Below are 12,171 nucleotides of genomic sequence, written 5' to 3' on the forward strand. Positions count from 1 at the left end.
GGATACCGCCTCCGGCTGATCGGTCTGTGCCCACAGCAGATTCCCTTCTGGTGGCCCACATCGGAAGTGGGGGCTACTGTGCGGGCAGCGGCCGGACAGAGCTGAGATTTCAACGAAAACCTTCGTGGAGTTCCCTTCCTATGCGAGAAACGGTCACCGTCAGCGAACTGGACCTCGCCCTCGTCAACGCCCTCCAGCTACGCCCCCGGGCGTCATGGACCGACCTGGCGCCGCCGCTGGGCGTCACGGCGAGCACCCTCGCCAGGCGCTGGGAGCGGCTCACCGACGAGGGCCTTGCCTGGGTCTACGCCGCGCCGGGCCGGGAGTTCTCGCACACGCGCTGCACCGCGTTCGTGCTGCTGCGCTGCCGCCCGGGCACCCGCGCCCGCATCGCAGAACGGCTCTGCGCGTTCGAGGAGGCCGTCACCATCGAGCTCACCGGCCCCGGCAGCGCCGATCTGCTCCTGGACGTCCTCGCCCCCGACCTGCCCGCGCTCACCCGCTTCCTGACCACGCGCCTCGAGCGCCTGCCCGGACTCGTGTCGGTCGACTGCCTCTTCGCCACCTCCCTCTTCGTGGAAGGCAGCCGGTGGCGGCTGCGTTCGCTCGCGCCGACCCAGCTGAACGCGCTGGGCGCCTCGGACTCGGGGGCCCGCGAGCCGATGTCCACCGTCGGACTCGACGCCGTGGACCGGACCCTGCTCGACGCCCTGGTGCGCGACGGCCGGCTCGGCCTCGCGGCGCTCGCCGACCAGGTCGACACCAGCCCCGCAACCGTACGCCGCAGGCTGCGCCGGCTGACCGACTCCGGCGTCCTCACCTTCCGCTGTGACATGGCGAACGCCCTGACCGGCCGCCCGGTCCCGGTCTCGCTGCTGGGACGGGCCCCCGCGCGGGATACGGCCACCATCCACCGCACGCTCGCCGCGCTCCCCGAATGCCGCCTGGTCGCCGCCGTCACAGGCACCGCGAACATCTTCGCCACCCTGTGGGTGCACGACCTCGGGGACATCCAGCGCCGCGAGACCGCCCTGTGCTCACGGCTGCCGACACTGACGGTGACCGACCGGATCGTCGGCCTGCACACGGTCAAACGCATGGGGCACATGCTGGACGAGGAGGGCCGACGGACCGGCCTGCGGGCGATCCGGCCGTGGTGAGCCGGCGGGCAATCGTCGGCTGCGCCGGCGGGGAGTCGTCGGCTGCGCCGGCGGGGAGTCGTCGGCTGCTGTCGGCAGTGCTGTAGGCGGCCTGTCGGTGGTTTGTCGGTGGTGGCTGTCATCTTTGTCGGCATGACGCGAATCGACAAGAACCCCACCGACGCCGCTCCGGACGCGGCCGTCACCGTACGGGGGCTGGTCAAGCACTACGGCGAGACCAGGGCGTTGGACGGCGTCGACCTCGATGTGCGCGAGGGCACCGTCCTCGGCGTGCTCGGGCCGAACGGCGCCGGCAAGACCACCCTGGTCCGCTGTCTGTCCACCCTCATCGTCCCGGACGCCGGCCATGCCACGGTCGCCGGCTACGACGTCGTCCGGCAGCCCCGCCAGACCCGGCGCGTGATCGGCCTCACCGGCCAGTACGCCTCGGTCGACGAGAAGATCTCCGGGTTCGAGAACCTGTACATGATCGGGCGGCTCCTCGACCTGTCCCGCAAGGAGGCCCGGGCCCGGGCCGACGGGCTCCTGGAGCGGTTCTCGCTCACCGAGGCCGCCAAGCGCACGGTGCGCACGTACTCCGGCGGTATGCGGCGGCGGCTGGACCTCGCCGCCTCGTTGATCGGGCGACCGGCCGTGCTGTACCTGGACGAGCCGACCACGGGTCTCGACCCCCGCACCCGCAACGAGGTGTGGACCGAGGTCAAGCGGATGGTCACCGAGGGCGCGACCGTGCTGCTCACCACCCAGTACATGGAGGAGGCCGAACAGCTCGCCTCCGAGCTGACCGTCATCGACCGCGGCAAGGTCATCGCGGGCGGCCGTATCGACGAGCTGAAGGCGAAGGTCGGCGGCCGGACGCTGCGCGTCCAGCCGGCGGACCCGGGCGAGCTGCGCCCGACGGCCACGGCGCTCGACGAGTTCGGTCTCACCGGTCCCGGCAAGGCGGCCGTGGACACCGAGACCGGCACCGTCCTCGTGCCGATCCTCAGCGACGAGCAGCTCACCGCGGTGGTCGGCGCGCTCACCGCCCGCGGCATCACGCTCGCCGGCATCTCCACCGAACTGCCCAGCCTGGACGAGGTGTTCCTGTCCCTCACCGGCCACAAGGCCAGTGCCCCGCAGGACGCGTCCCCCGCCCGTGAGGAAGTCGCAGTATGAGCACGGCCACCGTCACCGCGCCCGCCGCACCCGTCGCCGACGGCCGCATCGGGCTGCGCGGCAATCTGCGCCACATCGGCGCCCTGGTCCGCCGCAATCTGCTGTGGATCCGCCAGGACCCGGAGTCGATGTTCGACGCGATCCTGTTCCCGATCGTCTTCTGTCTGCTGTTCGTGTTCGTCTTCGGCGGCGCGATCGCCGGCTCCGACAACCGGCACGCCTATGTGAACTACGTGGTCCCCGGCCTGATGGCGATGATGGGCATGAACATCGCCCAGGGCGTCGGCACCGGATTCAACGAGGACTTCCAGAAGGGCGTGATGGACCGCTTCCGGTCCCTGCCCATCAGCCGGGGTTCCGTCCTGATCGCCAAGATCACCGTGGAGATCGGGCGGATGCTGGTCGCCACGGCGGTGCTGCTCACGGTGGGCTTCCTGCTCGGTCTGTCGGTGTCGAACGTACCCGGTCTGTTCGCGGCCATCGGTCTGTCGATGGTCTTCGGCTTCGGAGTCATGTGGATCTTCCTGACCCTTGGTGTGGTGATGAAGAGTGCCCAGGCCGTCCAGGGAATGGGGTTTCTCGTGCTGATGCCGTTGCAGTTCGGTTCGTCGATCTTCGCCCCGACCAAGACCATGCCGGGCTGGCTCCAGGCCTTCACCGACTACAACCCGCTGTCGTCACTCGCGGACGCGGCCCGCGGCCTGATGAACGGCCACGCGTCGGTCACCCACGACGTGCTGATGACCCTGGGCTGGACGGTCGTCCTCACGGCGGTGATGGCCCCCATCGCCATCCGCAAGTTCACGACCAAGACCTGACCCGCCCCGCGGCACCCCGGTCCGCGTCAGACCAGGGCGGTGGCCTCCTCCGCGGAGAGGCCGCCGCCCTCGGCGTACGCCGTCTCGTACGCCGCGTCGCCCAGCGCGGCCCGCGCGCCCGCCTCAGCGACGGCCCGGGCCTCGCGCTCGCTCGGGCTCGGGAAGTGTCCGGGCGGCAGCAGCCGGTCGGCGGCGCCCAGGCACCGGGCCGCGTCCGGGACGCGGCTCCCGCCGTCCAGGCCCGTGAGCGCGATCGCGGCGGTCGTCAGGTGCACGGAGACCATCTGCGGAGCCATCATCAGGCTCATCCGTTCCAGGGCCCGCGCGAACGCCGTGCGCAGCTTGGCCAGGGCCTCAGGGTACTTCTCCTCGACCGTGTCCAGCCAGGCCTCCACGCCGACCACGAAGCCGTCGAAGACCACGAACCCCACGGCGCCGAACTCCTGCCGCATCAGCCGCAGATGCTCGCGCGCCTCGGCCACCCGGCCGGTGCGGCCGAGCCACATCGCCAGGAAGAGCCGGGCGGCGGGCAGGGCCTCGTTGAACGCCCCCTGGGCCTCCTCGACGACCTGGCGCAGCAGCCGTTCCCCCTTCTCGGGCTCCCCCGCGTCCAGCAGGACACTGCCGAGCCGGGCGCCGAGCACGGTCATCTGGGACCGTGCGCCGAGCTGTTCGGCGTACTCGCGGGCGGCCTCGTAGTCGGCGGCGGCGGACCGGTACTCGCCGCGGCGTTCACGGGCCTCACCGCGGGCGGACAGGGCCTCGGCCGCGCCCCAGGCGTCCCCGAGCCGACGGAAGATCTCCAGCGCCTCGTCCGCGTCCCGGGTCGCGTCCCCCGCCCAGTGGGTGCGGTTGGCGAGGACGTTGGCGCGGATCTGCAGGACCTGGGCCAGTTCCCAGGTGTAGTCCAGCTCGCGGCAGGTGCGGACGGCCTCGTCGAGGACCTCGCGCACCCGGTCGAGATGACCGCCGAGTACGACGGCGAAGAACCACAGGGAGCCGGGGAACCGGCAGGTCTGCGGCTGGCCCGGGCGGTAGGTGGCGCCGACGACGCGCAGCTTCTCCTGCGCCGCGGGCGTCTCCCACGCCTGGAACTCCATGTCCATGCAGGCCAGATGGACGAGATGGGCGCCGCGGCGGGCCTCCTGGAGGATCTCCGGGCGCATCGGCGGCGGGGTGTCGGTGCACTTCTCGAGGAGGTCCGGCACCGGCTCGGCGGGCGCCGTGAAGGGATCGGGGCCGAGCGCGATGACCGCGGTGGACCAGATCCGGGACTCGACGCGCTGATCGCGGATCTGCCAGTACCAGGCCAGGGAGTGCAGCAGGCACAGCGCCTCCTGCTCGTCGCGGGCGGCGACGGCACGGCGCAGGGCGGTGCGCAGGTTCTCGTACTCCACCTGGAGCCGTTCGACCGCCGCGCGCTGGGCGGACGAGCGCAGCAACGGGTCCGTGGTACGGGCCAGTTCGCGGTAGTACGTGAGGTGGGCGCGCTCGGCGCCGGGCCGGTCGCCCGACTCGTCGAGCCGTTCGCCCGCGTACTCGGAGACCGTCTCCAGCAGCCGGTAGCGCATCTCCCCGTCGCCCGACGGGGCCGCCACCACCAGGGACTTGTCGACGAGCGAGCCGAGCACCTCCAGTGCGGCGGGGCCGCACACGGCCTCGGCGGCGGTGAGGTCGCAGCCGCCGGCGAAGACGGACAGCCGGCACAGCGCCGCGCGTTCGTCCGCGTCGAGGAGGTCCCAGGACCAGTCGACGACGGCCCGCAGGGTCTGCTGCCGGGGCAGCACGGTGCGGCTGCCGGAGGTGAGCAGCCGGAAACGGTCGTCGAGCCGGTCGGCGATCTGCCGCGGCGACAGCATCCGCAGCCGGGCCGCCGCCAGTTCGATGGCGAGCGGCAGTCCGTCCAGGCGCCGGCAGATCTCCGCGGCGGCCGCCGCGGTGTCCTCGTCGGCGTCGACCCGGAAGCCGGGCCGGGCGGCGGCGCCGCGGTCGGCGAGCAGCCTCAGCGCGTAACGCTGCGGCAGCGGCTCGACCGGGCGCAGCAACTCCCCCGGAACGCCGAGCGGTTCGCGGCTGGTGGCGAGGACCGTCAGCTCGGGGCAGTGCCGGAGGAGGTGTTCGACGAGGCGGGCGGCCGCGTCCACGACGTGTTCGCAGTTGTCGAGGATGAGCAGCATGCGGCGGCGTGCGCAGTGCTCGGCGAGCCGCTGGAGCGGGTCGTCGTGGCGGTCGGTGACGGCGCGCATCTCCTCGGCGCCCGCGCCGCGCAGCACGGTCTCGCGTGCCCCGACGGCGGTCAGCACGGCCTCGGGCACCGCCTCCGGGTCGTCGACGGGCGCCAGCTCGGCCAGCCACACCCCGTCCGGCGCCGCCCGTTCCACCGCCTCGGCGGCCTCCTGCGACAGCCGTGTCTTCCCGGCGCCGCCGGGCCCGAGCAGGGTGACGAGCCGGGCGGCCGCGAGGTCACGACGCAGGGTCTCGATGTCGGTGTCCCGGCCGACGAAGGAGGTGAGGCGGGCCCGGAGGTTGCCGGGGCGGGACGCGACGGTACTCGCATCGGCGAGGGCCGCCTCGGCGGGCGGGACGGTGGTCTTCGGGGCACCGGCGTCCGGAAATGCGGCCTGCGGGACGGCGGTCCCCGGGAACGCGGCCTGCGGGGCGGCGGTCTGCGGCGGAGCGGCGGACGGTGCGGGTGCCGGGGTGTGCGGCAGCCGTCCGTGCAGCAACTCCCCGTGCAGATCCCGCAGTTCGGGGCCCGGGTCGGAGCCGAGGCGGTCCGCCAGCAGCCGTCGTACGGCCTCGTAGGCGGCCAGGGCCTCGGCCGGACGGCCCGCGTCGCGCAGCGCGCGCAGCCGCAGTGCCTGGAGGGACTCGTCGAGCGGGTGGAGGTCGCACAGGGCGGTCAGCTCGGGCAGGTACTGCTCGCCGTCGCCGAGGGCGAGGGCGGCGGTCAGCCGGGCGCGCCGCGCGTCGAGGCGGCGGGTCTCCCAGCGGGCCGCCTCGGCGGCCCGGTCCGGAAGGTCGGCGAGAGCGGGCCCGTGCCACAGGGCGAGGGCGTCGTCGAGCACGACCGCCGCCTTCCGGGGGTCGCCGTCGGCCAGCGCCCGCAGCCCCTCACCGGCGAGCCGCTCGAAACGGTGCAGGTCGACGTCGTCCGGGGCCGCCGCCAGCCGGTAGCCGCCGTCCGCCGACTCCACCGCGTCCGGCCCGAGCGTCCGGCGCAGCCGCCCGACCAGCGCCTGCAGGGCGCCGGTGGCGTCGGCGGGCGGGTCGCCGTCCCAGACCTCGTCGACGAGCAGGGCGACGGGGACCGGCCGGCCGACCCGCAGGGCGAGCACGGTCAGCAGGGCACGCAGCCGGGCCCCGCCGACCGGGACGCGCGTGCCGTCGGCGCGGTGTGCCTGGGTGGTGCCGAGAATGCGATAGCGCACGGGGTTCATTGTCTCCGGTGGCGGACGAAGGACCGCCCGGCCCGGCGGTCCCCCGGCCTGACGAGGCCGGAGGCCGGGGAGAGGCCGGGGGTCGGGAGAGAGCGGGAGGCGGGGAGAGGAGGACGGGAGCGCGGGAGCACGTCGTCGACGTCCATGAGCAGCAAGGGCCGGCTCACCTCCTCGCCCACGGAGCAGGGCGTGCCACAGCACTCCGTCTGCCGGTCCGGGTAGAACACCTGTCGCATCCCCACGCCCCCCACCTTCGCGGAACTCGGCCCCCGGGGCGAGCGTTTTCCGGGTGCGCCCGGTACGGTCGGGCAGGTCCGCCCCGCGTCTTGAGTCCAGGGAGCCCCATGACCACCGCCGCCACCCGGCGCAGCGACCGGAGGATCAGCCCCGTCTTCGTCGGGCTGCTGGCCGTGACGGCGGTCACCGGCTGGGCCACCTGGAGCGGCTTCGCCGCCACGCCGGGTGTCGCCGTGTTCCTGTTCGTGACGGCCGCCTGGATCGTGTCGCTGTGTCTGCACGAGTACGCGCACGCGCGTACCGCCCTGCACGGCGGTGACATCTCGGTCGGCGCGAAGGGCTACCTCACGCTGAACCCGCTGAAGTACACGCACGCGCTGCTGAGCATCGTGCTGCCGGTGGTCTTCCTGATCATGGGCGGGATCGGTCTGCCGGGCGGCGCGGTCTTCATCGAGCGGGGCCGGATCCGGGGCCGCTGGCGGCAGAGTCTGATCTCGGCGGCGGGCCCGCTGACGAACGTGGTGTTCGCGGTCGTGTGCACGGCCCCGTTCTGGCTGCACGCGCTGGACGGGGTGCCCGCCGAGTTCCAGTTCGCCCTGGCCCTGCTGGCGCTGCTCCAGGTCACGGCCGCGATCCTGAACTTCCTGCCGGTGCCGGGCCTGGACGGCTACGGGGTGATCGAGCCGTGGCTGCCGTACGGCGTCAAGCGTCAGGTGGAGCCCTTCGCGTCGTTCGGCCTGCTCGCCGTGTTCGCGATCCTGACGATCCCGTCGGTGGGCGGCGCGTTCTTCGACGCGATCAACTCGGTCCTGAACGCGCTGGGCATCGACGACCTGCACAGCGCCTGCGGCTGGGAGCTGTACCGCTTCTGGCGGCCCGCTCCCGGCCTCTGCGTCAGCCCGTGACCGACCGCGTCAGCCCGTGACCGACCCGCCGCGGTTGCGGCCACGGCGCAGGTAGTACCAGGCCATGTTGGACGACACGCCGGCGAGCAGCACCCAGACGATCCCCAGCAGGCTGCCCCGGGCGAAGGAGACGACGGCCGCGGCGACGGACAGGGCGCACACGGCCAGGGCGTAGAGAGCGAGTCGCCGGGCCGGGCCGGGTGGGGGGAGAAGGGACATGGGGGGCGGCTCCTGACGGGACGGACGGCGGGGTCGTACGGCGTCCAGTGTCCCCCATGCCCGGGGCCCGCCAGACGCCGGTCAGACGTCGGTCACCCTCAGCCCGGCGTGTGCCTTGTACCGCCGGTTGACGGAGATCAGGTTCGCCGTGAGCGCCTCGACCTGGTGGGCGTTGCGCAGCCGCCCGGAGAAGATGCCGCGCATACCGGGGATGCGGCCGGCCAGCGCCTGCACGATCTCGACATCGGCGCGCTCCTCGCCCAGGACCATGACGTCGGTGTCGATCTGTTCGATGTCCGGGTCCTCCAGGAGGACGGCGGACAGATGGTGGAAGGCGGCGGTGACCCGCGAGTCCGGCAGCAGCGCCGCGGCCTGCTCGGCGGCGCTGCCCTCCTTGGGCTTGAGCGCGTAGGCGCCCTTCTTGTCGAAGCCGAGCGGGTTGACGCAGTCGACGACGAGCTTGCCGGCCAGTTCCCCGCGCAGGGACTGAAGGAGCGGGCCGTGGCCCTCCCACGGCACGGCGACGATCACGAGGTCGCTGCGGCGCGCCGTCTCGGCGTTGTCGGCGCCCTCGATGCCGTGGCCGAGTCGGCCGGCGGCGGCCTGCGCGCGCTCCGTGGCACGGGAGCCGATGATCACCTTCTGGCCGGCCCTGGCGAGCCGGTAGGCGAGGCCCTTGCCCTGCGGCCCGGTGCCGCCGAGCACGCCGACGACGAGCCCGGAGACGTCGGGAAGGTCCCAGGGATCCTTGGCGGGGGCCTTGGGTGCACTGTCGCTAGAGGTCATGGGCCGACTCTACGTGCGCCGCGGTCCCGCCCGCCGCTCAGGTGAGGGCCGCCACGGGTATCCGGCGGAAGGTGATCGTCTCGTAGGCGCCGAAGTCGCCCGTCTCGTAGAGCAGACCGACGGTGCCGGCGTCGACGCGGACCAGGTCGGAGTATGCGGCGGGCCGCCCGTCGACGGGGTACGCGGCCCGCCAGGTGGTCCCGGCGTCGGCGGAGACGCGGACGGTCATCAGGGCGCGGAAGGCGGGGTCGGCGGGGCCGGAGAACAGCAGCAGGCCGGGGTCGCGCAGGTGCAGGACGCTGCCCTGGCAGACGGGCGCGACGAGGCCCGCCTGCGGGCGGAAGGGCTTGACGAGGGTGCGGCCGCCGTCGGCGGAGTGGGCGTCGGCGCGGTTGCCGGGGGACGGGGAGTCGTTGCGGGTGTTGAGGTAGACGCGTCCGTCGGGGAGTTCGGCCGCCGTGGTCTCGTTGACGTTGATGTAGCCGTCCGTGTTCTCGTCCAGGTAGCCGAGGTACCAGCTCTCGCCGCGGTCGTCGCTGAGCAGGCAGTGGCCGCTGTTGTACTTGGCCTCGGCGCCGGTGTCGCCGCCGGTGGGCGCGAGGGTGTGGTTGCCGGGGACGAGGACGCGGCCCGTGGTGAGCTGGAGGGCGTGGCCGGGGGTGGTGGCGTACCAGCGCCAGCCCGGCTTCTTGACCTGCCCGGTGATCTCGTGCGGGGCGGACCAGGTCAGTCCGTCGTCGTCGCTGTGCTGCACCCAGACGCGGCGCCCGTCGGCGGGCGTGACCTTTCCGCGCAGGATGGCGTCCTCCGTCGCGCTCGCCGCCGCGCGGACATGGACGAGCAGGACGCGGCCGGTGTCCAGGACGACCGGAGCGGGGTTGCCGGCCAGGTCCGTCCCGTTGCGGGCGACGGCCTGGAGCGGGCCCCAGGTGCGGCCGCCGTCCGTGGACCGTTTGAGCACGATGTCGATGCGCCCGTGGTCGGCGGCGGAGGTCACCCGCCCCTCGCAGAACGCGAGGAGCGTGCCGGCCCGGGTCACGACGACGGCGGGGATCCGGTAACTGGCGTATCCCTCACGGCCCGCCCGGTAGGGGACGGATCCTACGGCGGACTCGGGGGTCTCGGCGGGCTCGACGGGCCCGGCGGACTCGGACCCGGCGGACTGAGCGGGCCCCGAGGTCCCGGCGGACTCGGCCCCCTCGGCTGCGGCTGCTGCGGCTGCGGCTGCGCTCTTCTCGGTCATGCGGCTCCTCGGACAAAGCGGCGGTGGAGCGTGACGCGACGGTCGTGAACCATGGTCCGGCTCCTTGCCCGGGTCGGGCGAATTCGGGGTGAACTCCGGGTCACGAGTCGCCGGTTGCGGCAGGATGCCTGCGCATGGACGCCGTACGGGTCGCGTTGTTGCGGGAAGTGCTCGCCGGAACCGAGTGGCTGGGTGCCACGCGGCGGTTCGCGGGGACCCTGCGCGGCACCGTGGTGTCGCACGGGGGCGGACTGCTGCTGGTCGGCACGGAGGAGTACGAGCCCTGGCATCTGGCCGCGCACCTGGTCGACGAGGCGGCCTGGTCGGGTACGCCGGAGCTGTCCCCGACGCTGGTCCGGCACGCGGCGCGGACCTCGGACCCCGCGCATCTGGCGGTGGGGCTCGGACGGCTGTCGGCGGCGCGGCGCGAGGAGACACTGCTGGTGGTGTCGCCCGCCGCGCCGGAGGCCGGGCTGCTGGAACGGGTCCATGACGCGCGCCGGGCCGGGGCGACGGTGCTGGCGCTGGAGTCCGGGGACCGCGATCTGGTGGCCCTGGCGCACGAGGCGCTGACGGTGCCGACGGACACGGACCTCGATCTGGACACGGTGCAGCACCTGGTGAGCGCGGCGGCCGGGGAGAACGTGCCGCCGGGGCCGCGGGGGCGCCGCCGCTTCCGGGACCGGCTGGCGCGCCTGGCGGACCAGCTCACGTCCCCGCCGCCGCCGCAGTGGTGAGCGCCCCGAAAACCACTTGCCCGGGGTGCCGGGCCGACCGAGCATGACCCGTCGTGACCGAAGACGCCCCCGCTCCGCCCGTGACGCCCTCCGCACCGGCACCGGCGCCCCTGAACGGCCCCGCGCCCGAGGCCGCCACCCTCGAGGGCGCGAACGGCTCCGGGCTGCGCGCCCTGCTCCCCGACCTCGCGCCCTGGCACGCGTCGGCGGACTTCCGCAGGCTCTGGCTGGCCGGGATGATCAGCAACTTCGGCACCTTCCTCACCTTCGTCGCGCTCCCCGTGCAGCTGAAGGACCTCACCGGCTCGGCGGCGGCCGTGGGCGCCATCGGCGCCGTCGAACTCCTGCCGCTGATCGTCTTCGGTCTCTACGGCGGGGCGCTCGCGGACGCGCACGACAAGCGGAAGCTGATCCTCGCCACCGAGGCCGGGCAGGGGCTGATGTCCGCCGTGCTCCTGCTGAACGCGCTGCTGCCCCGGCCCGCCGTCTGGCCCCTGTACGTCGTCGCGGCCCTGTCCTCGGCTCTCGGTGCCCTTCAGCGTCCCGCCCTGGACTCCCTCGTCCCGCGCATCGTCGCGCACGACCACCTGCCGGCCGCCGCCTCGCTCAACTCGCTGCGCTGGACGGTCGGCGGGGTCGCGGGCCCGGCGCTGGCGGGCGTGGTCGTCGCGTACGCCGGGCTGGGCGCGGCGTACGGCGCCGACCTGGTGACCTTCGTGGTGTCGGTGGTGCTGTGCCTCGGGCTCGCGGCGTCGCCCGCGGCGCACGAGGCCGCGAAACCGTCGCTGCGGTCGATCGCGGAGGGCGCGCGCTACGCGTGGAGCCGCAAGGAACTCCTGGGCACGTACGCCGTCGACATCGTCGCGATGCTCTTCGCGATGCCGCTGGCGGTGCTGCCGTTCCTCGCCGACGAACTACGCGCGCAGTGGTCGCTGGGGCTGATGTACGCGGCCTTCCCCGCCGGGGCGCTGATCGTGTCGCTGACCGGCGGATGGGCCTCGCGGATCCACCGGCACGGGCGGATGGTGGTCCTCGCGGCGGCCGGCTGGGGGCTGGCGGTCGCGGCGGCGGGCGTCGCGGAGAACGTCTGGCTGGTGCTGCTCCTCCTGACCCTGGGCGGCGGTTTCGACATGGTCAGCGGGATCTTCCGGAGCGCCATGTGGAACCAGACGATCCCGGACGAGCTGCGTGGCCGCCTGGCCGGCATCGAACTGCTGTCGTACTCCGTCGGCCCGCAGCTCGGCCAGGTCCGCTCGGGCGGCATGGCCGCGTGGCGGGGGGTGCGTACCTCGGTCTGGTCGGGCGGGGTGCTGTGCACCGGCGCGGTGGCCCTGCTGGCCCTGTGCCTCCCCGGCCTGATGCGCTACGACGCCAGGACGAACGAGCACGCGGTACGGCTGAGAGCCCGGCGGGCAGGAGGGACCGCCTGAAGAGCGGGCGGGAAGGGGCGCCTGAAGAGCGGGCGGAC

At 73.7% G+C, this 12,171-nt stretch carries 10 protein-coding genes; 6 read left to right on the plus strand and 4 right to left on the minus strand.

The features are described from left to right. Positions 1 to 140 precede the first annotated feature (140 nt). The 3 genes from ACWD5Q_RS00055 (at position 141) to ACWD5Q_RS00065 (ending at position 3,136) form a co-directional block, all read left to right on the plus strand. Positions 141 to 1,160, plus strand: a complete 1,020-nt coding sequence (locus ACWD5Q_RS00055; protein WP_451424684.1) for an Lrp/AsnC family transcriptional regulator — start codon at positions 141 to 143, stop codon at positions 1,158 to 1,160. Positions 1,161 to 1,292: 132 nt separating this feature from the next. After that, complete coding sequence (locus tag ACWD5Q_RS00060; RefSeq protein WP_451424685.1) at positions 1,293 to 2,318, plus strand: ATP-binding cassette domain-containing protein; 1,026 nt, start codon at positions 1,293 to 1,295, stop codon at positions 2,316 to 2,318. Next, positions 2,315 to 3,136 (plus strand): ABC transporter permease, encoded by an 822-nt coding sequence (locus ACWD5Q_RS00065; protein ID WP_451424686.1) that lies wholly within the window; start codon positions 2,315 to 2,317, stop codon positions 3,134 to 3,136. The genes ACWD5Q_RS00060 and ACWD5Q_RS00065 overlap by 4 nt, the downstream gene beginning before the upstream one ends. 26 nt (positions 3,137 to 3,162) lie before the next feature. Here ACWD5Q_RS00065 and ACWD5Q_RS00070 read toward each other — a convergent pair whose 3' ends face one another. Further along, positions 3,163 to 6,576 carry an AfsR/SARP family transcriptional regulator gene (locus ACWD5Q_RS00070; RefSeq protein WP_451424687.1) on the minus strand — a complete coding sequence of 1,138 codons (3,414 nt, stop codon included), beginning with the start codon at positions 6,574 to 6,576 and terminating at the stop codon, positions 3,163 to 3,165. Between the two features lie 344 nt (positions 6,577 to 6,920). On the opposite strand from ACWD5Q_RS00070, the gene ACWD5Q_RS00075 reads away from it, so the two are divergent. Beyond that, on the plus strand, positions 6,921 to 7,718 hold the full coding sequence (locus tag ACWD5Q_RS00075; protein WP_451424688.1) for a site-2 protease family protein: 798 nt from the start codon (positions 6,921 to 6,923) through the stop codon (positions 7,716 to 7,718). A gap of 9 nt (positions 7,719 to 7,727) precedes the next feature. On the opposite strand, the gene ACWD5Q_RS00080 is transcribed toward ACWD5Q_RS00075, so the two are convergent. From ACWD5Q_RS00080 to ACWD5Q_RS00090, 3 genes are all read right to left on the minus strand, one after another. Next, complete coding sequence (locus ACWD5Q_RS00080; RefSeq protein ID WP_451424689.1) at positions 7,728 to 7,937, minus strand: hypothetical protein; 210 nt, start codon at positions 7,935 to 7,937, stop codon at positions 7,728 to 7,730. An 81-nt stretch (positions 7,938 to 8,018) separates the two neighbouring features. After that, on the minus strand, positions 8,019 to 8,723 hold the full coding sequence (npdG, locus tag ACWD5Q_RS00085) for an NADPH-dependent F420 reductase (RefSeq protein ID WP_451424690.1): 705 nt from the start codon (positions 8,721 to 8,723) through the stop codon (positions 8,019 to 8,021). A gap of 37 nt (positions 8,724 to 8,760) precedes the next feature. Then, entirely contained in the window at positions 8,761 to 9,966 is a 1,206-nt protein-coding gene (locus tag ACWD5Q_RS00090; protein WP_451424691.1) for a sialidase family protein, read from the minus strand. Positions 9,967 to 10,100: 134 nt separating this feature from the next. On the opposite strand from ACWD5Q_RS00090, the gene ACWD5Q_RS00095 reads away from it, so the two are divergent. Together ACWD5Q_RS00095 and ACWD5Q_RS00100 are read left to right on the plus strand one after the other, a co-directional pair. Beyond that, complete coding sequence (locus ACWD5Q_RS00095) at positions 10,101 to 10,703, plus strand: hypothetical protein (RefSeq protein WP_451424692.1); 603 nt, start codon at positions 10,101 to 10,103, stop codon at positions 10,701 to 10,703. Between the two features lie 110 nt (positions 10,704 to 10,813). Beyond that, a complete protein-coding gene (locus ACWD5Q_RS00100; protein WP_451424925.1) occupies positions 10,814 to 12,133 on the plus strand; it encodes an MFS transporter in 1,320 nt (439 codons plus the stop codon). Positions 12,134 to 12,171 lie beyond the last annotated feature (38 nt).

This window comes from Streptomyces sp. NPDC002513, assembly GCF_053595355.1.